The following is a 21,722-nucleotide window of genomic DNA, read 5'->3' as shown; positions in this document are numbered from 1 at the left end:
GTTTATCCTTGCATCTGCGGCTTAAGCGCTGTGACATGAATGTAGCGACCCAGGCTGATATACGGCTCCTGGCGACAGTAGCGCGTCTCCAGCTCCAGCAGCGCCGCAAAATCGTCGCGCTGTTTGCGTTTTTCACGCAGATAATCATGAAACACCCGCACGCCGGTTTTCCCGGTAATGTGCCAGCCCTGCTCTTCCAGCCAGCCATAAACCTGCTGCGGTGAGCGCGGATAGTCCGGCGACAACGTGCGTTTTTTCTTTTTCGGCATACCTAGCTGTACGTAGTCGAAGTTTCCGACCACCATATTGTGCATCAGCAGACCGTTAGCATTGTAGAACATTAGCGACAATGCACCGCCGGGTCTGACAACGGACCACAGCACGCGCAGCATCTCCTGCGGTTCAGCCACCCACTCCAGTACCGCATGAAACAGTACCAGATCGACCGGGCTTTCCAAATGCTGCGCAATATCCTGAGCTGCGCATTGTACAAAATGCATGTTGTCGATCACACCTTTATCGACAGCCGCCTGACGGGCGCGAGCCACCATTTCGCCAGAGAGATCGCATAACGTCACATGATGACCCATTTCCGCCACTTTGACCGCCGTCTGGCCTTCCCCGCCGCCCGCATCGAGCACCCGAAGCGGCCCAGGGCCAAGCTGGCTCAGTAACGGGTGGAGATCCTGCCAGAGGATCGCCTGGCGCAGTTCGCCCTTGGTGGTGCCGTAGATATTGCGCGAAAACTTTTCAGCCATGTCATCGAAATTACGATCCTTCACCGGCGACTCCACCTGCCAAAACAAAACCGCTATTTTGTCATACCCACGCGGAGAATGTAGCGATCTGTTATAAGATCCGGGCATAACTTTGGTTATATGGTTAAAAAAGGAACCACCTGGCATGCTTTTTACTCTGAAAAAGTATTTAGGCGGCATGATGCTGCCGCTTCCCTTGCTGCTGTTGCTGATTGCCGCAGGCATCGCCCTGCTGTGGTTCAGCCGTTTCCAGCGAACCGGTAAAGTGTGCGTCAGCGTTGGCTGGCTGCTGTTGGTTGCGCTCAGCCTGCAACCGGTGGCCGATGGTTTACTCAAACCGATCGAGGACAAGTACCCAACATGGCGCGACAGCGAACGGGTTCAGTATGTGGTGGTACTCGGTGGCGGATATACCTGGAATCCGGACTGGGCGCCCAGCTCTAACCTGATCAATAACAGCCTGCCGCGCCTGGCTGAAGGGATCCGGCTGTGGCAGGAAAATCCGGGGGCGAAGATGATCTTTACCGGCGCTGCGGCGAAAACCAACCCGGTCAGCACCGCTGAGGCCGGCGCCAGGGTGGCGCAAAGCCTTGGCGTCCCGCGCAGCGAAATAATGGTTCTCGATAGCCCGAAAGATACGGAAGAGGAAGCCGCTGCGGTCAAACAGGCCATCGGCGATGCCCCTTTCCTGCTGGTGACCTCCGCGTCGCATTTGCCCAGAGCGATGATATTCTTCCGCCATGCCGGGCTTAATCCACTGCCGGCGCCGGCTAATCAGCTGGCGATTGAATCGCCGCTTAACCCGTGGGAGCGCGCGATCCCGTCGCCGGTATGGCTGATGCACAGCGATCGCGTCGGTTACGAAACGCTGGGGCGCCTCTGGCAGTGGCTAAAAGGGGTGTCAGGCGAGCCAGGGCAGGAGTGATTTAGCAGCCAGATCAAACCGGGTGCGGTCAAAGCGCCCGGTGTTGACCAGGTTGTCCACTTCATCCCACAGCAGATACAGCCAGCGCCGCCAGACGAATGATTCCGACACCGGTGCGCGGCGCAGATAGTGCCACAGCAGTTGCTCCCCCTGCCCGCCGTCCGACAGCCGGAACAGTTCGTACTCGCGGGGCGCCCAGAGCATCATGCCCGGCCCGACCATTGCCAGCAGCTGATCGCTACGCGCGTCTTTCAACATACTGCGCAGCGTGAAGCTCCCGTGCACCAGCACGCAGTTATCGCTGAAATCTTCAAATAGCGCCGGCAGGCACTCCCGGGAGCGGAACAGGATCCGTTTGTCCTGCATCGTCAGGCCGGTGTCCTGATACAGGTTTAGCGTACTCCATAGCATCTCTACCCGTTGGCGATACCAGTTCGACCACAGGTTTTCCTGGGTGCTGTCGACCATGCCAACGCAGCCGCCGCTGTCATGCCGATGCCAGGCCAGCAGGGCTTCCACGATCTGCTCCTGCAGCTGTTCCCAGCGTTGCGGCGTCCGGGCTGGCGCCTCCACGGACACGCCGCGCAGTCGTTCAATCAACAGCACATCGGGCCCGGGATGTTCCTCATGGGTTAACACGCCGTACACCACCGGCATCCGCGCGGTGCCGCTGCGCGCAAGCATCGAGATTTTCCAGGCCAGCTGACGGGCAATGCCGGGGGTGGTGAAGCTCCTCGCCAGCAGCGGTAACGGATTTCCTTGTGCATCGTAGAGCGACCATAGCGCCGACAAGGGCTTCTCGCTGACACACTCCACGCGGCTGAGTTTTTCACCCAGCAGGTGGCTCAGTTCGGTTCGCAACTGTTCCATTCAGATTACCCCTGTGAATACTACTGGTTTCATAATGAGCGCCAGCCGCAGGGATGTCATCGGGTAAGATCAAATTTGGGGCAAATAGTATGGAAAAACAGCGTGAGGATATCCCCTCGCGATGGAGGGGATGAGGAGATTATCGTAGCTCTGCGCGAACGCGGGCCAGATCTTCCGGCGTATCGACACCGGTGCCGGGAACCACTTCGGCTACCGCAACATGGATTTTTTCGCCGTACCACAGCACCCGCAGCTGCTCCAGCATTTCGATCTGCTCCAGCGGACCAGGCGCCCAGCTGACGTAGCGACGGATAAAGCCCGCGCGATACCCGTAAATCCCGATATGACGCAGCAGTGAATCGCCGATGGTTTCGCGGGACTGCGCAAAACGATCGCGATCCCATGGGATCGTGGCGCGGGAGAAATAGAGCGCATAGCCCTGCGCATCCATCACCACCTTCACCGCATTAGGGTTAAAAGCTTCGTCGGCATCATGAATCGGCACCGCCAGCGTCGCCATACCGCAGGTATTAGCCGCCAGATTCGCCGCCACCTGGCGCACAATCGCCGGCGGGATCATCGGCTCATCACCCTGAATATTGACGATGATGGTGTCGTCACTGAAGCCACATTTCTCAACGACTTCGGCCAGACGTTCAGTGCCGGACTGATGGTCAGCGCGCGTCATGCACACTTCGCCACCGGCGGCTTCTACCGCACGCGCCACTTCATCATGGTCCGTCGCGACGATAATCCGGTCGGCCCCGGACTCACGCGCGCGTTCGAGCACGTGCACGATCATCGGCTTACCGTTGATGTCCTGTAACGGTTTTCCGGGCAAACGTGTGGAGGCAAAACGGGCAGGAATAATGACCACGAAACTCATGAGTGGCTCTCTCCGACGGCTAATGCGCGGGCTTCGGTTTCCAGCAAGACGGGAATGCCGTCACGCAGCGGAAAGGCCAGGCTGTCAATTTTACAGATCAGCTCTTGCTTATCCTGGCTGTAGTAGAGTTTACCGTTGCAGACAGGACAGGCGATGATTTCTAATAAACGGTGATCCATAATTCCTCCTGATGGACCGAATAGATTCCGCAGCAGCATATCACATGATGACAAGCTCAGGGATCCGTTTGCGGCAATGGCTACGCGAGCCATCGCCAGGGGGTCAGGCTGAAGCGATTTCCCAGCCCTGACGCCGGTCAGCAAACAGCCCCGGCGGCAGACGACCCAGAGTGATGTGCTGCACCGACTGCCAGCGGGCAAAGGCTTCTATTGCACGTATCAGCCCTTTTTCCAGCCCGCCGCTAACCTTAACCCCCTCTTCCAGCCACAGCGAGATAATTTCCAGTACCCCGGTTTTACGATGCACTTTGCTGTCCATTCTGCCCACCAGTTTGCCCTGATGCAGCAGCGGTAGCACAAAGTAGCCATACTGACGTTTAGGCGCTGGGGTATAGCACTCAAGACGGTAGCTGAAATTGAATAGCTGTTCGGCGCGTTTACGGTCCCAGACCACCGGGTCAAACGGTGAGAGCACGGCGCTATGACTGGCGGTGAGTTTGCCTGCGGGCGCGGATTCAAGCTGCGCTCGCGCATCGTGATGCAGCCACATTTCACCGAGTTCTTCAACGTTCACCGGCGTCACCAGCCCCTCGTCCTGCCAGCGCTTGAGCAGCGCCGGCAATGCGGGCTGACGCAGCCGGTAGTAATCGGCCAGCCACTGGGGACGGAAGATACCGAGGCTGCGGGCGCTATTACGCAGCATCAGTGCTTCGGCGTCGGCCTGCGACAGCGCGTCGCGCGCATCATCCCAGAGCGGCATCACCCGATGCGTCAGATCGTACACCCGCTGGAAATTACGGCGTTCGACAACCATGACTTTCCCGGCGGTAAACAGCCCTTCCAGATGACGTTTATGCGGTTTCCACTCCCACCAGCCGCTGGTACCTTTGCGCGGGTGTTCAAAATCGGCGGAACGTACCGGGCCATTCTGGGTAATATGCTCCAGCAGCTGTTGAATATCGGTGGCGTGTTCAGCCATCCATCCTTTGTGGTACTTCCAGCCCATATTATCCGGCGTCAGCATGCGGTGGCGTACCAGGGCAAAATCGCTGCGGGGTAAAAAGCAGGCCTCATGGGCCCAGTACTCCATCAGCTCGCCGCTGCGCAGCGCCTCTTCCAGCCAGGCTGCCGAATAGCTACCGAGACGACTAAAAAGCACCAGATAGGGGCTGCGGGCGACGACGTTGATGGTATCGATTTGCAGCAGTGACATCTGCTGGATGGTGGGAAGAATATCGCTGGCACGAGCACGGCGCCGGGGCGTTTTCAGTAACCCCTGCGCCGCAAGATGGAGATGGCGGGCATCTTTAAGTGAAAGTTGTAATACCGACATGCAGGTTCTCCGTGAAGGACTCCGGCACAGCGTTATTGAGGCTTACGTTGCGCCAGCGCGACCAGTTCCGTCAGCAGTTGCTGAGCGCGTTCATCCGCCATTATGGCGTCGACGGGTAAATACCACCAGTTCGCGTCGGCAAAACCGCGGCATTTCACCGCGTCTTTTTCAGTCATCAGCAGCGTTTGCTGTGCCGTCACGAGAGCGGAAACGCTCGCCTGGGTCAGCGCCTGATGATCTGCCAGCGCCACGGTGTTCACCGGCTGTACGCCGCAGCTTTCCAGGGTGGCGAAGAACCGCGGAGGATGACCGATTCCGGCCATAGCGACAACATTGTCGAATGAGGCCACATCACGCCGTTCACCGCTGAGTAAATTCACCGCCAGCCCCGGACGCAATTGCATCGGCATTTCACCCGTTCGCGCCACGCCGCCGTTCACGATGATGGCGTCGACGCTCTGCAGGCGTGATGCGCGTTCGCGCATCGGCCCGGCCGGTAGCCACCAGCCATTGCCAAAACGACGCACGCCGTCAATCACCACGATTTCTTTGTCCCGCGCCAGCTTATAGTGCTGCAGGCCGTCATCGGTAACAATGAGCTGGAGGTCGTGGGCTGCAAGCAGAGCGCGTACCGCATCGCTGCGAACCGGCGAGACGGCAACCGGCGCTCCGGTTCGTTGGAAAATCAGCACCGGTTCGTCACCGGCTTCGGCGGTACTGGTGCTGGCGCCCAGCAGCAACGGATAGCTTGCCGCTTTCCCGCCATAGCCGCGGGACACCACGCCAACGCGAATGCCGCGCTGCTGGAGTTGTTCCACCAGCCAGATAACCACCGGGGTCTTACCGTTGCCCCCGGCGGTCAGGTTACCGACAACCACCACTGGTACCGGCGCGCGCCAGGCTTTCTTCAGCCCCAGCCGGTAGCTGAGGCGAATCAGCCCACTCACCAGGCCATACAGCCAGGAGAGCGGGAGCAACAGCCGCCATAACGGCGACTCACCGGACCAGATTCGGGCAATCATTGGCCAAACTGCATCTTATGCAGTTGGGCATAGACGCCACGATGCTCCAGCAGATCGGCATGGCTGCCACGTTCTACGATGCGGCCATCTTCTACCACGACGATTTCGTCGGCTTGCTCGATGGTAGACAGGCGGTGCGCAATCACCAGCGAAGTGCGGTTTTTTTGCAGTTCGTCCAGTGCCGCCTGGATGGCGCGTTCAGATTCGGTATCCAGCGCCGAGGTTGCTTCGTCGAGGATCAGAATCGGGCTGTTACGCAGCAGCGCTCGCGCGATGGCAATACGCTGGCGCTGACCGCCGGAGAGCAGGACGCCATTCTCACCAATAACGGTATCAAGGCCGTTATCCATTTTGCTGATAAAGTCCATCGCATAGGCCATCCGCGCGGCTTCTTCAATCTGCTCGCGGCTGTACTCGTCCGTACGGGCGTAGGCGATGTTGTTCGCCACGGTATCGTTGAACAGATGGACGTTTTGTGACACCAGCGCCACCTGATTACGCAGAGAGGCCAGGGTATATTCACGCAGATCGTGACCATCCAGCTTAATCTGGCCTTCATCGATATCATAAAAGCGGGTAATCAGGCTGGCGATGGTCGATTTGCCCGACCCGGAACGCCCGACCAGAGCAACCGTTTTACCTTCCTGAATGTTCAGGTCGATATTGCGCAGAGCCGGCGTTTCACGCCCTGGGTAGGTGAAGGTGACATTGTTGAACTCAAGGTTGCCCTTCGCACGCTCAATCACCAGCTTACCTTCGTCTTTTTCCTGCTCGGAATCGAGGATAGCAAACAGCGTCTGACAGGCCGCCATACCGCGCTGGAACTGGGCGTTGACGTTAGTCAGTGATTTCAGCGGACGCATCAGGGCAATCATCGAAGAGAACACCACGGTGATCGTACCGGCGGTCAACGTTTCCATCACGCTTGGGAAGCTCGCCGCATAGAGGACAAACGCCAGTGCCAGCGAGGCAATCAGCTGAATGATGGGATCAGAGATTGACGAGGCAGAGACCATTTTCATCCCCTGCAAACGCATCTTGTTGCTGACCTTATCAAAACGCTTGGTTTCTACGCCCTGGCCGCCAAACATCAGCACTTCTTTATGGCCTTTCAGCATCTGCTCAGCGCTGGTGGTCACCTGCCCCATCGTATTCTGCATATTTTTACTGATATTACGAAAACGCTTGGAGACCACACGAATCGCGATGGAGACGATAGGCGCCAGCACGATGAGGATCAGCGACAGCTGCCAGCTGTAATAGAACATCATCACAAACAGACCGATGATCGAGGCGCCTTCACGCACCACGGTAATCAACGCGCTGGAAGAGGATGACGCCACCTGTTCGGAGTCATAGGTAATACGTGACAGCAACGTCCCCGTGGACTGCTTATCGAAGAACGAGACCGGCATTCCCATCATATGGCTGAACAGACGACGACGCATCGTCATAACCACTTTTCCGGAAACCCAGGAGATACAATAGCTTGAAATGTAGCTGGTGACACCACGTAGCACCATCAGGCCGATCACCACCAGCGGCATCCATAGCAGCACTGAGCGATCCGTTTTACCAAAACCATCATCCAATAACGGTTTAAGAAGCGATAACATGAAAGTATCACTAGCTGCGTTAAAGACTAACGCAACTGCCGCGACGATCAGTCCGGGTTTAAATGGCGCTATAATCGGCCAGAGTCGGCGGAAGGTCTGCCACGTGGAGAGATCTTTATCGTTCTGCATTCAATAAACCAGCTTATGTTGAAATAGCCGCATATTCTACCCGTTATCCACGGTCTCGCCAAACCACTGATGATACCAACGCGGTAAAAGTTGATCTCGTAAGCCGTGGATTTGCCAGCTTTCTGCGGAAAAAATAACCGTTATTTGCCCCTGATGGGGCGTATCGAACCACCGGTAACCTTGCTGCCGGTAGCGCTGCACAACCTTATCCGCTGGCATGCGCCAGGCATTGTATCGCGACACCGACGCCAGCGCCGCCGCCCCGCCCACCCGCTGCAACAGCGCGAGGGAAGACGACGTATTGCTGCCATGATGCGGGACCTGGATAAGTGTAGACGCAAGATGCTGCCAGTAGTGACTCATCATCGCGCGTTCTGCTGGAATTTCAATATCTCCGGTTAACAGAATGCTGTGTTTGCCATCGTCAATGCGCACCACGCAGGAGCGATTATTGCCCGTCGTGTTTGCCTCCGGGAGCGGCCAGAGTGCGCGGAAGGTCAATCCCTGCCAGCGCCAGCTTTCGCCTCGCCGGCACGGGAGATGCCCCTGCCAGCCAAGCGGACTGCGGATCCACAGGCCGGGCCAGGCCTGCAACAACGAATTCAGACCGCCGCGATGATCGAGGTGTTCATGACTCAAAATAATCCCCTCAGGACGCAGGTTATGCCAGCGCAACCACGGGATAATAATCTGCTGCCCACTATCGCCACCGGGCCAGGCCAACCCGGTATCATAGAGAATCGCCGCCCCTTCACGTTCAATAACCAGCGCCAGCCCCTGCCCGACATCAAGCATCGTGACCCGCCACTCCCCCTGCGGCAACGGGCGCCATAACGGCCAGCTCAACAGCACGGTGCTGCTGAGGCACAGCGCCGGGAGCGAACGCCAGGCATGAAAGCGCCAGATAAGGAGCCACAGCCAGGGCAGCAGGCTCACCCCGGCCCAGCGGAAATCCAGGCTCAGCCACCCTGACGGTAACAGCCGTAAAAACCAGAATAATCCGACCAGCAGACGGTCAGCCAGCGGCCACAACGCCATCTCGAGAAACGTGGGACCACTGAGATGCAGCAACATGGCCAGCAGAATGCAGGGAACGATAACAAAGGTAACCAGCGGCACGGCAATAAGATTAGCCAACCAGGAGGTCAGGCTGATGCCATGGAAAATAACAATCTGAATGGGCAGCAGTAAAAACATCAGGCCCAGCTGCAGGTGACTTAATGCCAGTAGCTGCCGCAACGGCCAACGCCAGTTGTGCAACGACACGGGCACAACCTGATACCAGAAAATCAGCGTTGCGACTGCAAATACCGAAAGCCACAGGCTATCCGATAACACCGCCAGCGGGTCGGCAAGCAGAATCGCGCCAATACAGCATAACCACACCTGCCAGGGCGACCAGCGCTTGCCGGATAATCGCAAAGCGACCGCCGTGCCCAGCGCAATACAGGTCCGCAGGGCCGGCGGCTGCATGCCGGTCAACCAGGCGTAACCGAGGGCACAGATCAGTCCCGCGAGTAACGGCGTTTTCCAGTTGATCCATCGGCAGGGGAAAAAGAACTGCAGGCCACGTACTGCCAGCCCACCCAGCAGCGCACCTAGCGCGATATGCAAACCAGAGATCGCCATCAGATGGGAGGTTCCGGTCTCTTGCATCAGGCGTTTGATATCCCCGGGGATCACCAGGCGCTCCCCCATCCCGAGGCCGAGGATCACTGGCTGCCAGGGGAATGCCGCGAGAGTATGACCCAGCGAGGCCAGAAAGCGCGCCCGATAGCTGCATTCAGGGTCGAGCGCTTGTGCAGAGGTAAAGCGGCCGCTCAGAGAACGATGCTGCGATAGCGCGTAGCGCTGGCTGTCAAAGCCTCCGGCGTTAAGCTGGCTATGGACCGGACGAAGCCGGACCGCCATCTTCCAGCGCTGCCCGGCACAAGGCGCAATGGGAAGAGGATTGCCATACAGCGTAATCCCCGGGGCCGGAAACAGCCGCTGCCCGTTCAGGTGGGTGATAACCCCCTGATGGGTTGTCCCGGCGTCGGTCGCGGTCAGCGTTATCTCAACCGACGGGTGGCTACCGGCCAATGCGCGGGTTGGCCAGAGTGCCTGATGGGCGCTCAGCGCGCCCCAGGCAAAAAAGAGGATGGTCAGCGCCAGGTAGCGTAAGACGACATAGCGGGAAAACGAGATCGCGATGGCCCCGAGGATACATCCCTGAATGGTGCTCAGCGTCGGCAGCACCGGCAGTACCAACAGCGGAAATATTCCGGCAATGACGCACCCTGCCAGCTGTGATAAACGCATGGAGACCTCCCTGTTAGCGGGAAGTATTGCGTGAATGCGGGAGAGCGTCAGCTGTCGTCCATCGGCTATGGATTGCGGTTTCCACAGAATTGGTCGGAGTGCTGCAAAGCGGAGAATAAACTGCGAGGAGCAGCAAATTGCGGGCATAAAAAAAGCACCAGTGAGGTGCTTTTTTTATCTTCGGAGTACGTGGTCGCCGTCTGGCGAGACTTACTCTTCGTAAATATTGGCGCGGTCGCGTAGTTCTTTCCCAGGCTTAAAGTGCGGAACGTACTTACCTTCCAGTTCGACTTTATCGCCAGTTTTCGGGTTACGCCCGGTGCGAGGTGCTCGATAGTGCAAAGAGAAGCTGCCGAAACCGCGGATTTCAATGCGCTCACCTTGAGCAAGCGTTGAGGCCATATGCTCCAGCATCTCTTTAACAGCATCTTCAACCGCTTTCGCAGGAATGTGAGATTGCTGGCTGGCAAGTCGTTCTATCAATTCGGACTTGGTCATTATTCCTCCGGTTTCCTTCAAGGCAAATTAGCTAACTGCTTTAAACAAGGGCGGCCGTAGCCGCCCTTTGTGCATGATTACAGGACGAATCCTGCAATCTGTCAAGTAAACTCGTCATAATTCAGGTTGTTGTAACCTGAATGACTAAGATTACTCGCCTTTAGCTGCTTTGAAAGCTTCAGCCATTGCGTTGTTAGAGAAGTTTGCATCTTCCTGTTTGTTAACAGTTGCGATTGCATCTTTCTCATCAGCTTCGTCTTTAGCACGAACAGACAGGCTGATTGCGCGGTTTTTACGATCAACGCCGGTGAACTTAGCTTCAACGTCGTCGCCAACGCTCAGAACCAGAGTTGCATCTTCAACGCGGTCGCGGGAAGCTTCAGAAGCGCGCAGGTAACCTTCAACGCCGTCAGCCAGTTCTACGGTTGCGCCTTTAGCGTCAACTGCAGTGACTTTACCGTTTACGATTGCGCCTTTCTTGTTCAGTGCAACCCAGTTGTTGAACGGATCTTCTGCGAGCTGTTTAACGCCCAGAGAGATACGCTCACGCTCTGCGTCAACCTGCAGAACAACTGCTGCGATTTCGTCGCCTTTTTTGTATTCACGTACTGCTTCTTCGCCTGCAACGTTCCAGGAGATGTCAGACAGGTGAACCAGGCCGTCGATGCCGCCGTCCAGGCCGATGAAGATACCGAAGTCAGTGATAGACTTGATTTTACCTTCAACACGGTCGCCCTTGTTGTGGGTTTCCGCAAACTGCTGCCACGGGTTGTTTTTGCACTGCTTCAGACCCAGGGAGATACGACGACGTTCTTCGTCGATATCCAGAACCATAACTTCCACTACGTCGCCAACGTTAACAACTTTGGACGGGTGGATGTTTTTGTTGGTCCAATCCATTTCGGATACGTGAACCAGGCCTTCAACGCCTTCTTCGATTTCAACGAAGCAGCCGTAGTCGGTCAGGTTGGTCACGCGACCGGTCAGTTTGGTACCTTCCGGATAACGCTTAGCGATAGCTACCCACGGATCTTCGCCCAGCTGTTTCAGGCCCAGAGATACACGAGTACGCTCGCGGTCGAACTTCAGCACTTTAACAGTGATTTCGTCGCCAACGTTTACGATTTCGCTCGGGTGCTTAACGCGTTTCCACGCCATGTCGGTGATGTGCAGCAGGCCGTCAACGCCGCCCAGATCAACGAATGCGCCGTAGTCAGTGAGGTTCTTAACGATACCTTTGACTTCCATGCCTTCCTGCAGGTTTTCCAGCAGCTGATCGCGTTCTGCACTGTTTTCGGATTCGATAACAGCACGACGGGAAACAACAACGTTGTTACGCTTCTGGTCCAGCTTGATTACTTTGAACTCAAGCTCTTTGCCTTCCAGGTGCAGCGTGTCGCGAACTGGACGAACGTCAACCAGGGAGCCTGGCAGGAACGCGCGAATACCATTCAGCTCAACAGTGAAGCCACCTTTAACTTTGCCGTTGATGACACCGACTACAGTTTCAGCTTCTTCGTAAGCTTTTTCCAGCGTGATCCAAGCTTCGTGACGTTTAGCTTTCTCACGGGACAGCAGGGTTTCACCGAAGCCGTCTTCTACTGCATCCAGAGCAACGTCAACTTCGTCACCAACCTGGATTTCCAGCTCGCCCTGGGCGTTTTTGAACTGCTCTGCCGGAATGGCAGACTCAGATTTCAGACCGGCGTCAACCAGTACGATATCTTTGTCGATAGCAACAACAACACCACGAACGATGGAACCCGGACGGGTTTCGATTGTTTTTAAGGATTCTTCAAATAGTTGAGCAAAAGATTCAGTCATGTTTAATCTTCAGGTTTCATATTTAACGTCCACCTGGCTCCGTGCCGGATGGGGTTGTTTAACATACCCGCTAACACTCCATTGCTGCGGGGGTACTGCTATAATTCGGAGGCCGTGTCGCTTAACGATCAGGCGACTGCCAGTTTTTCGCGCGCATAGTGTAGCGCTTTTTCAATTACTTGCTCAATGTTTAGTTCAGTAGAATCGAGAACTAACGCATCAGCAGCCGGGACAAGCGGCGCCACGCTGCGATTTCGGTCGCGATCGTCACGCTCTTTTATCTCGGACAAAAGACGTTCAAAGTTAACACTAAAGCCCTTATCCTGCAACTGCAGCATGCGCCGATGGGCGCGCTCTTCAGCGGATGCATCAAGGAAAATTTTCACTGGCGCATCGGGAAATACTACGGTTCCCATGTCGCGTCCGTCGGCAATCAGGCCCGGCAATTCGCGGAACGCACGCTGGCGACGCAATAAGGCTTCGCGCACGCGTGGAAACGCCGCCACTTTCGAGGCGGTATTGGCGACTTCCTGAGTACGGATCTCAGCGCTGACGTCTTCGCCTTCAAGCACCACTTCGAGACTGCCGTCAGTAGAGATAAAACGCACGTCCAGATGCGCGGCCAGCGGCACCAGCGCCTCTTCAGATTCAACATCTACATGGTGATGCAGCGCGGCGAGTGCCAGCACGCGATAGATGGCACCGGAATCCAGCAGATGCCAGCTCAGCGCTTCTGCCATTGCCTTGCACAATGTGCCCTTACCCGCACCGCCAGGCCCATCAATGGTGATTACCGGAATCGTTGCCGTCATCTTTTTCTCCTTCAGCAAGGCGCATAGAATGTAAACGCCGCGCATTATACGCATCTATACGCGGGAAAGTGAGCATTGCTTGCAAATTACGGACTACCAGAAAAGGATCGCAGAAGAATTGCGCAATTATAGCGGGCTGATGGAATATCAGCCCGGGAGATGACAATGTTTTACTTTTTGTTTTACGTCTTACCGAAGCGCATTACGCCAGGGTGCTGATTCGCGCCAGCTGCTCGAAGTAATCCGGGAAGGTTTTCGCCGTACACTTCGGGTCGAGAATCGTCACCGGCGTATCGGAAAGCGCCACCAGCGAGAAGCACATTGCCATACGGTGATCGTTATAGGTGCCAATCTCCGCAAACTGCAGCGTCAGCGGAGGCGTAATGCGGATGTAATCCTCGCCCTCTTCCACTTCAGCGCCCACTTTACGCAGTTCAGTTGCCATCGCAAACAGACGGTCGGTCTCTTTGACGCGCCAGTTATAGATATTACGCAGCGTGGTGGTCCCTTTTGCGAACAGCGCCGCGGTGGCGATGGTCATTGCCGCATCCGGAATATGGTTCATATCCATATCGATGGCGTTCAGTTCGCCGTGGGTACAGGCAATAAAATCGTCGCCCCAGGTAACGGTAGCGCCCATTTTTTCCAGCACGTCAGCAAAACGAATATCGCCCTGAACGCTGTTACGGCCAATACCGGTCACTTTCACCGTGCCGCCTTTAATCGCGCCTGCAGCGAGGAAGTACGATGCCGATGAGGCATCCCCTTCAACCAGGTAATCACCCGGCGACTGGTACTGCTGATTGCCTTTAACCACGAAACGCTGGTAGGCCTGGTTTTCGACCTCAACGCCGAAGGTTTTCATCAGATGCAGCGTGATATCGATATACGGTTTTGACACCAGTTCGCCTTTAATGGCGATAACAGTATCCTGCGGCGCCAGCGGAGCCGCCATCAGCAGCGCGGTCAGGAACTGGCTGGAGACGCTGCCGTCCACTTCCACCTGGCCGCCGGCAAAACCGCCGCGCAGACGCAGAGGCGGGTAGTTTTCCTGCTCCAGATAATCAATTTGTGCGCCGCCCTGGCGAAGGGCATCGACCAGGTGACCAATCGGGCGTTCTTTCATGCGCGGTTCGCCGGTCAGCACGATATCGTTGCTACCCAGACACAGCGCCGCCGCCAGCGGACGCATGGCGGTTCCGGCGTTACCGAGGAACAGCTCGAGGGCATTACCGGCCTGCAGCGGACCCGCGTTACCGACAACGTCACAACGGGTACGGTCAGAAGACAGGGTGTAATGAACTCCCAGGGCGCTCAGGGCATTCAGCATGTGGCGTACATCGTCGCTGTCCAGCAGGTTGGTCAGCACCGTGGTGCCACGGGCTAATGCCGCCAGCAGCAAAGCGCGGTTAGAGACACTTTTTGACCCAGGCAGGTTTACGGTGCCATCCACTCGCGCAATGGGTTGTAACGTCAGGGATTCCATCAAACTCAACTCTCAAACAAACAGAATAAAAACCCCGCAGACCGGCTGCGGGGATGAAAAGCAGAACGGTGATCAGCCGTGGCGGCGTTCAAAGTCCTGCATAAAGTCGGTCAGTGCCTTCACGCCCGCCAGCGGCATCGCGTTATAGATAGAAGCACGCATCCCGCCAACCACGCGGTGGCCTTTCAGCGCATGCAGACCTGCAGCGAAGGACTCTTCAAGGAACAGCTTATCCAGCGCGCTGTCAGCCAGCTGGAACGGCACGTTCATCCGCGAGCGGTTAGCCGCGGCGACGTCGTTACGATAGAAGCCGCTGTTATCGATGACACCGTAGAGTAAATCGGCTTTTTGCTGGTTGATGTTGTCCATAACGGCAACACCGCCCTGCTCTTTCAGCCATTTGAACACCAGGCCCGCCAGGTACCAGGCAAAGGTCGGCGGGGTGTTGAACATCGAGTCGTTGGCATCCAGCACGGAGTAGTCAAGGATCGAAGGACACGCGATGCTGGCTTTACCCAGCAGATCTTCACGCACAATCACCAGCGTCAGGCCTGCCGGACCGATGTTTTTCTGCGCGCCCGCGTAGATCACGCCGTAACGGCTGACATCGATAGGGGAAGACAGAATGGTGGAGGAGAAGTCCGCCGCAACAACCACGTCGTCGGCAAAATTGGGCGTTTCATTAATCGCGATGCCATCGATGGTTTCGTTCGGGCAATAGTGCAGGTAGGCTGCACCCGGCGTCAGTTGCCATTCGCTCATCGGTTTCACCGCGCGCAGGCCATCAACCGTCACTTTGGCGTCAATGCTGTTCGGTGAACAATATTTCTTCGCTTCTTTGATTGCGCTGGCGGCCCAGTAGCCGGCATCAACATAGTCAGCGGTGGTTTTATCACCGAGCAGGTTCAGCGGAACACCGGCGAACTGCCCGCGACCGCCGCCGTGGCAGAATAAAACTTTATAGTTGGAAGGGATATTGAGCAGATCGCGAAAATCCTGTTCCGCCGTCTCGGCCACCTGGATAAACTCTTTACCACGGTGGCTGATCTCCATCACCGACGTACCCAGCCCCTGCCAGTTGCACAGTTCTTGCTGCGCCAGTTTGAGAACTTCCGCCGGCAGCATTGCCGGGCCCGAACTAAAGTTATAGACCTGAGCCATTTCCCCTCACCACGTTGCTATGTTATTTGCTCGCGAACCGCCGCGGGCTATCAGTAATCCCTGTATCGGTGCACCACATCTATTCCACACGCGTCAAGATGACAGGTCCGGGCGTGACCAGGCGCTGAGAGTAGCAACCAGGGTAAGCAGACTGAGCCAGCAAAGAGGCGGTTGGAAAGAGGATGTATATATCGGTTTTATCATTCAGTGACACGCACCGCAATGGGTAAAACTGGCCGGGGGTGAAATGCGTTCCCCGTCACACAAAAGAATCTGCCATCTTGACGTCATAAAACCGACATAATTGCTGCCATTGCGCTGGAATTACCGCCTCTGCCTTCAACCCTGCTGCATTTATCCTTCCCCTGGAAATTGAGCCGATCGAACGATAAGAAAGCAGTGATGCATTCCTCTGCGCAACGAGATAGCGCCTGTCATCTAAAAGCCGTATCATTGCGCGCTTTACGTACGATAAAAGTGATCGCCATGACTCAAACATTTATACCCGGAAAAGACGCCGCCCTGGAAGACTCCATCGCGCGCTTCCAGCAAAAGTTGCTCGACCTCGGATTTGATATTGAAGAGGCCTCATGGCTGAATCCGGTACCGCACGTGTGGTCCGTCCATATCCGCGATAAAGCCTGCTCGCTGTGCTTCACCAACGGCAAAGGGGCAACTAAAAAAGCGGCGCTGGCCTCAGCGTTGGGCGAATATTTTGAACGCCTGTCCACCAACTACTTTTTCGCTGACTTCTGGTTAGGCGAAACCATCGCCAACGGGCCGTTCGTCCACTATCCGAATGAAAAATGGTTCCCGCTGACCGAAGATGACGAAGTGCCGGAAGGCCTGCTGGATCCGCGCCTGCGCGCCTTCTACGATCCTGACGATCAACTGACGGCCAGCATGCTGGTCGATCTGCAGTCCGGTAACGACGATCGCGGGGTATGCGGCCTGCCGTTCACCCGCCAGTCCGATGGCGAAACCGTCTATATTCCAATGAATATCGTCGGCAACTTGTATGTATCAAACGGGATGTCAGCGGGCAACACCGCGAATGAAGCCCGCGTCCAGGCGCTGTCAGAAGTCTTCGAGCGTCACATTAAAAACCGTATCATTGCCGAAAGCATCAGCCTGCCGGAAATCCCTGCCGAGGTGATGGCGCGCTATCCGGGCGTGGTGGAATCTATCGCCAAACTAGAAGCAGAAGGTTTCCCTATCTTTGCTTACGATGGCTCGCTGGGCGGCAAATATCCGGTTATCTGCGTGGTGCTGTTTAACCCGGCTAACGGCACCTGCTTCGCCTCTTTCGGTGCCCACCCGGACTTCGGTGTCGCCCTGGAGCGTACCGTTACCGAACTGCTGCAAGGCCGCAGCCTGAAGGACCTCGACGTCTTCACGCCGCCAACCTTCGATGACGAAGAAGTGGCCGAACATGCCAACCTTGAAACCCACTTCATTGATTCCAGCGGTTTGATCTCCTGGGATATGTTCAAGCAGGATGCCGACTATCCGTTTGTCGACTGGAGCTTCTCCGGTACGACGGAGCAAGAGTTCGCCACCCTGATGGCCATCTTCAAAGAAGAAGATAAAGACGTATATATCGCCGACTACGAGCACCTGAGCGTCTACGCCTGCCGTATCATCGTGCCGGGAATGTCCGACATTTATCCGGCAGAAGATCTGTGGCTGGCGAATAACAGCATGGGCAGCCATCTGCGCGACACAATCCTTTCGCTGCCAGGCAGTGAGTGGGAAAAAGAAGATTATCTGGCGCTGATCGAACAGCTGGACGACGAGGGGAACGATGACTTTACCCGCGTACGCGAGCTGCTGGGCCTGGCAACGGGTAAAGACAACGGCTGGTACACCCTACGTATTGGTGAACTGAAAGCTATGCTGGCACTGGCCGGCGGCGATCTGGACCAGGCGTTAATCTGGACTGAATGGACCATTGAATTCAATGCCTCCATCTTCAGTGCTGAACGCGCCAACTACTATCGCTGCCTGCAGACGCTGTTGCTGCTCAGTCAGGAAGACGAGCGTCAACCTCTGCAGTACCTGAATGCCTTTGTGCGCATGTACGGGGCTGACGCGGTTGAAGCCGCCAGCGCGGCGCTGAGCGGTGAAGCTCCGTTCTACGGCCTGCAGCCGGTTGATAGCGATCTCAAGGCCTTCCCGGCCCATCAGTCTTTACTGCAGGCATACGAAAAACTGCAGCGCGCAAAAGCGGCCTTCTGGCATAAATAAACGCTAGCGTGCAGGACATCAGCGGGGCCGTAAATGGCCCCGTTTTTACAGCTTCACAGGCAACCGCGCAGAATTGTGGACGCAACGTTAATTTGTCGTAAATTTTTTTCACGCTTTAAATTACGGTTGTTAATTTTAATAAAAGTACCCCATTTTAATTAACCGTCATCCGCCCCCAAAAATGAAAAAAATCAACATAAGTTGTAAATTTTAAAATTTATTTTTTCAATAAAAATCAAATATTTAATATCAATAAATCACAAAACCATACATATAAAGGGCTTATAGTTCCGGTAGGATATGATCTACATCAAATTCCCTTCTATAATGCTTTGTTAGTATCTCACCGCCAACTTTTATAAAGAGAGAGTTAGTGTGAAAGCTGACAACCCTTTTGATCTTTTACTCCCTGCTGCCATGGCGAAAGTTGCCGAAGAAGCAGGTGTCTATAAAGCGACAAAGCACCCGATGAAGACGTTTTATCTGGCGATTACCGCTGGTGTGTTCATCTCAATCGCTTTTGTCTTCTATATCACTGCGACAACCGGCACAGCCGCAATGCCTTTCGGGATTGCCAAGTTGATCGGTGGGGTCTGTTTCTCCCTGGGCCTGATTCTTTGTGTTATTTGCGGTGCTGACCTGTTTACCTCTACCGTACTTATCGTCGTGGCAAAAGCCAGCGGACGAATTACCTGGGGTCAACTGGCAAGAAACTGGCTCAACGTCTATGTTGGTAACCTGATAGGCGCATTGTTGTTTGTATTGCTCATGTGGTTGTCTGGCGAGTATATGGCCGCCAACGGTGGATGGGGCCTCAACGTCCTGCAAACCGCTGACCATAAAATGCATCATACATTTATTGAAGCCGTGTGCCTGGGTATCCTGGCGAACCTGATGGTCTGTCTGGCGGTGTGGATGAGCTACTCCGGTCGCAGCCTGATGGATAAAGCCATGATTATGGTATTACCCGTCGCCATGTTCGTTGCCAGCGGCTTTGAGCACAGTATCGCTAATATGTTTATGATCCCGATGGGTATCGTAATCCGCGACTTTGCAAGCCCGGAATTTTGGACCGCTATCGGTTCAGCTCCGGAAAATTTCTCTCACCTGACCGTCATGAACTTCATTACTGATAACCTGATTCCGGTAACTATCGGGAACATTATCGGCGGTGGTCTGCTGGTTGGGTTGACATACTGGGTCATTTACCTGCGTGGCGACGACCATCACTAAGGGTCGTTTCAGGCAGTAAATAAAAAATCCACTTAAGAAGGTAGGTGTTACATGTCCGAGCTTAATGAAAAGTTAGCCACAGCCTGGGAAGGTTTTGCGAAAGGTGACTGGCAGAAAGAAGTCAACGTACGTGACTTTATCCAGAAAAACTACACCCCGTATGAAGGTGACGAGTCCTTCCTGGCTGGCGCAACTGACGCGACAACCAAGCTGTGGGACAACGTAATGGAAGGTGTTAAACAGGAAAACCGCACTCACGCGCCTGTTGATTTCGACACTTCCCTTGCATCCACCATCACTTCTCATGACGCTGGCTACATTGAAAAAGCCCTCGAGAAAATCGTTGGTCTGCAAACTGAAGCTCCGCTGAAACGTGCGATTATCCCGTTCGGTGGCATCAAAATGGTTGAAGGTTCCTGCAAAGCGTACAATCGCGAACTGGACCCGATGCTGAAAAAAATCTTTACTGAATACCGTAAAACTCACAACCAGGGCGTTTTTGATGTTTACACCAAAGACATCCTGAACTGCCGTAAATCCGGTGTTCTAACCGGTCTGCCAGATGCGTATGGCCGTGGCCGTATCATCGGTGACTACCGTCGCGTTGCGCTGTACGGTATCGACTTCCTGATGAAAGACAAATACGCTCAGTTCCTGTCTCTGCAAGAAAGACTGGAAAATGGCGAAGATCTGGAAGCGACCATCCGTCTGCGTGAAGAGATCTCCGAGCAGTATCGTGCTCTGGGTCAGATCAAAGAAATGGCAGCAAAATATGGCTGCGATATCTCTGCGCCGGCAAAAACTGCACAAGAAGCAATCCAGTGGACCTACTTCGGTTACCTGGCTGCCGTTAAATCTCAGAACGGCGCGGCAATGTCCTTCGGTCGTACTTCCAGCTTCCTGGATATCTTCATCGAACGTGACCTGAAAGCCGGTAAAATCACCGAGCAAGACGCTCAGGAAATGATTGACCACCTGGTCATGAAACTGCGTATGGTTCGTTTCCTGCGTACTCCTGAATATGATGAACTGTTCTCCGGTGACCCGATTTGGGCAACTGAATCTATCGGTGGTATGGGCGTTGATGGCCGTACTCTGGTTACCAAAAACAGCTTCCGCTTCCTGAACACCCTGTACACCATGGGGCCGTCTCCGGAGCCGAACATCACTATTCTGTGGTCTGAAAAACTGCCACTGAGCTTCAAAAAATTCGCCGCGAAAGTGTCCATCGATACCTCTTCTCTGCAGTATGAGAACGATGACCTGATGCGTCCGGACTTCAACAACGACGACTATGCTATCGCTTGCTGCGTAAGCCCGATGGTTGTTGGTAAGCAAATGCAGTTCTTCGGTGCGCGTGCAAACCTCGCGAAAACCATGCTGTACGCTATCAACGGCGGCGTTGATGAAAAACTGAAAATGCAGGTTGGTCCTAAATCTGAACCGATCAAAGGCGACGTCCTGAACTTCGACGAAGTGATGGATCGCATGGATCACTTCATGGACTGGCTGGCTAAACAGTACGTCACCGCGCTGAACATCATCCACTACATGCATGATAAGTACAGCTACGAAGCTTCCCTGATGGCACTGCACGACCGTGATGTTGTTCGCACCATGGCATGTGGTATCGCAGGTCTGTCCGTTGCGGCTGACTCCCTGTCTGCTATCAAATATGCGAAAGTTAAACCGATTCGTGACGAAGACGGTCTGGCGATTGACTTCGAAATCGAAGGCGAATACCCGCAGTTTGGTAACAACGACTCTCGCGTTGATGACATGGCAGTTGACCTGGTTGAACGTTTCATGAAGAAAATTCAGAAACTGACCACCTATCGCAACGCTATCCCGACTCAGTCCGTTCTGACCATCACCTCTAACGTGGTTTATGGTAAGAAAACCGGTAACACCCCAGATGGTCGTCGCGCTGGCGCACCGTTCGGACCAGGTGCTAACCCGATGCACGGCCGTGACCAGAAAGGTGCTGTTGCCTCTCTGACCTCCGTTGCTAAACTGCCGTTTGCTTACGCAAAAGATGGTATTTCTTATACCTTCTCTATCGTTCCGAACGCACTGGGTAAAGACGACGAAGTTCGTAAAACCAACCTGGCTGGCCTGATGGATGGTTACTTCCACCACGAAGCGTCAATCGAAGGCGGTCAGCACCTGAACGTCAACGTTATGAACCGCGAAATGCTGCTCGACGCGATGGAAAACCCGGAAAAATATCCGCAGCTGACCATCCGTGTATCTGGCTACGCAGTACGTTTTAACTCCCTGACTAAAGAACAGCAGCAGGACGTTATTACCCGTACCTTCACTCAGACCATGTAATTGGTGCTACCCAATGGATTTCGGGTTGCATCGCGGCGGCAAGTGCACGAATCCCGATGAGCTTACTCAAGTAAGTGATTCGGGTGAGTGAACGAAGCCAACAAAGAT

The 21,722-nt window shown here is 55.1% G+C and carries 17 protein-coding genes; 4 read left to right on the top strand and 13 right to left on the bottom strand.

Annotated features, from left to right (window positions below; genetic code table 11):
* Positions 1 to 2: 2 nt before the first annotated feature.
* Positions 3 to 782, bottom strand: coding sequence for a tRNA uridine 5-oxyacetic acid(34) methyltransferase CmoM (gene cmoM / locus EDF82_RS14320; RefSeq protein ID WP_123756178.1), 780 nt, complete (start codon positions 780 to 782; stop codon positions 3 to 5).
* Between the two features lie 121 nt (positions 783 to 903).
* Between cmoM and elyC the strand changes: the two genes are divergently transcribed.
* Complete coding sequence (elyC, locus tag EDF82_RS14315; protein ID WP_123756177.1) at positions 904 to 1,683, top strand: envelope biogenesis factor ElyC; 780 nt, start codon at positions 904 to 906, stop codon at positions 1,681 to 1,683.
* Here elyC and EDF82_RS14310 read toward each other — a convergent pair.
* From EDF82_RS14310 to serC, 12 genes are all read right to left on the bottom strand, one after another.
* On the bottom strand, positions 1,660 to 2,553 hold the full coding sequence (locus EDF82_RS14310; protein WP_123756176.1) for a YcbJ family phosphotransferase: 894 nt from the start codon (positions 2,551 to 2,553) through the stop codon (positions 1,660 to 1,662). The genes elyC and EDF82_RS14310 overlap by 24 nt on opposite strands.
* Positions 2,554 to 2,692: 139 nt before the next feature.
* Positions 2,693 to 3,439, bottom strand: coding sequence for a 3-deoxy-manno-octulosonate cytidylyltransferase (kdsB, locus tag EDF82_RS14305; protein WP_123756175.1), 747 nt, complete (start codon positions 3,437 to 3,439; stop codon positions 2,693 to 2,695).
* Positions 3,436 to 3,618: a protein YcaR gene (gene ycaR / locus EDF82_RS14300; protein ID WP_123756174.1), complete on the bottom strand. Its 183-nt coding sequence runs from the start codon at positions 3,616 to 3,618 to the stop codon at positions 3,436 to 3,438. Before ycaR ends, kdsB begins: the two co-directional genes overlap by 4 nt.
* A gap of 103 nt (positions 3,619 to 3,721) precedes the next feature.
* The gene (locus EDF82_RS14295) at positions 3,722 to 4,951 is read right to left on the bottom strand and encodes a winged helix-turn-helix domain-containing protein (protein ID WP_123756173.1); all 1,230 of its coding nucleotides are present in this window, start codon (positions 4,949 to 4,951) and stop codon (positions 3,722 to 3,724) included.
* Between the two features lie 32 nt (positions 4,952 to 4,983).
* The gene (gene lpxK / locus EDF82_RS14290; RefSeq protein ID WP_123756172.1) at positions 4,984 to 5,973 is read right to left on the bottom strand and encodes a tetraacyldisaccharide 4'-kinase; all 990 of its coding nucleotides are present in this window, start codon (positions 5,971 to 5,973) and stop codon (positions 4,984 to 4,986) included.
* Entirely contained in the window at positions 5,970 to 7,718 is a 1,749-nt protein-coding gene (msbA, locus tag EDF82_RS14285) for a lipid A ABC transporter ATP-binding protein/permease MsbA (protein WP_123756171.1), read from the bottom strand. The genes lpxK and msbA overlap by 4 nt, the downstream gene beginning before the upstream one ends.
* A gap of 36 nt (positions 7,719 to 7,754) precedes the next feature.
* Positions 7,755 to 10,019 (bottom strand): ComEC family protein, encoded by a 2,265-nt coding sequence (locus tag EDF82_RS14280; protein ID WP_123756170.1) that lies wholly within the window; start codon positions 10,017 to 10,019, stop codon positions 7,755 to 7,757.
* A gap of 210 nt (positions 10,020 to 10,229) precedes the next feature.
* Positions 10,230 to 10,517, bottom strand: a complete 288-nt coding sequence (ihfB, locus tag EDF82_RS14275; protein ID WP_004100704.1) for an integration host factor subunit beta — start codon at positions 10,515 to 10,517, stop codon at positions 10,230 to 10,232.
* Positions 10,518 to 10,667: 150 nt separating this feature from the next.
* Positions 10,668 to 12,341: a 30S ribosomal protein S1 gene (gene rpsA / locus EDF82_RS14270; RefSeq protein WP_004860074.1), complete on the bottom strand. Its 1,674-nt coding sequence runs from the start codon at positions 12,339 to 12,341 to the stop codon at positions 10,668 to 10,670.
* A gap of 128 nt (positions 12,342 to 12,469) precedes the next feature.
* Positions 12,470 to 13,153 carry a (d)CMP kinase gene (cmk, locus tag EDF82_RS14265; protein WP_123756169.1) on the bottom strand — a complete coding sequence of 228 codons (684 nt, stop codon included), beginning with the start codon at positions 13,151 to 13,153 and terminating at the stop codon, positions 12,470 to 12,472.
* Positions 13,154 to 13,355: 202 nt separating this feature from the next.
* Positions 13,356 to 14,639, bottom strand: a complete 1,284-nt coding sequence (gene aroA / locus EDF82_RS14260) for a 3-phosphoshikimate 1-carboxyvinyltransferase (RefSeq protein WP_123756168.1) — start codon at positions 14,637 to 14,639, stop codon at positions 13,356 to 13,358.
* A 72-nt stretch (positions 14,640 to 14,711) separates the two neighbouring features.
* Positions 14,712 to 15,800 carry a 3-phosphoserine/phosphohydroxythreonine transaminase gene (gene serC / locus EDF82_RS14255; protein ID WP_123756167.1) on the bottom strand — a complete coding sequence of 363 codons (1,089 nt, stop codon included), beginning with the start codon at positions 15,798 to 15,800 and terminating at the stop codon, positions 14,712 to 14,714.
* A gap of 486 nt (positions 15,801 to 16,286) precedes the next feature.
* Here serC and ycaO point away from each other — a divergent pair, with 486 nt between their 5' ends.
* The 3 genes from ycaO to pflB all read left to right on the top strand — a co-directional run bounded on the left by ycaO (position 16,287) and on the right by pflB (position 21,614).
* On the top strand, positions 16,287 to 18,047 hold the full coding sequence (ycaO, locus tag EDF82_RS14250) for a 30S ribosomal protein S12 methylthiotransferase accessory factor YcaO (protein WP_123756249.1): 1,761 nt from the start codon (positions 16,287 to 16,289) through the stop codon (positions 18,045 to 18,047).
* A gap of 375 nt (positions 18,048 to 18,422) precedes the next feature.
* Positions 18,423 to 19,280 (top strand): formate transporter FocA, encoded by an 858-nt coding sequence (gene focA / locus EDF82_RS14245; protein WP_123756166.1) that lies wholly within the window; start codon positions 18,423 to 18,425, stop codon positions 19,278 to 19,280.
* A 51-nt stretch (positions 19,281 to 19,331) separates the two neighbouring features.
* Positions 19,332 to 21,614: a formate C-acetyltransferase gene (gene pflB, locus EDF82_RS14240; protein ID WP_123756165.1), complete on the top strand. Its 2,283-nt coding sequence runs from the start codon at positions 19,332 to 19,334 to the stop codon at positions 21,612 to 21,614.
* Positions 21,615 to 21,722: the final 108 nt, after the last annotated feature.

Origin of the sequence: Klebsiella sp. BIGb0399, from assembly GCF_003752615.1 — a bacterium.
GTDB lineage: Bacteria > Pseudomonadota > Gammaproteobacteria > Enterobacterales > Enterobacteriaceae > Klebsiella > Klebsiella lignicola.
Note: the sequence above shows the minus strand (reverse complement) of the source record. Positions and strands in the feature narration are given on the sequence as shown.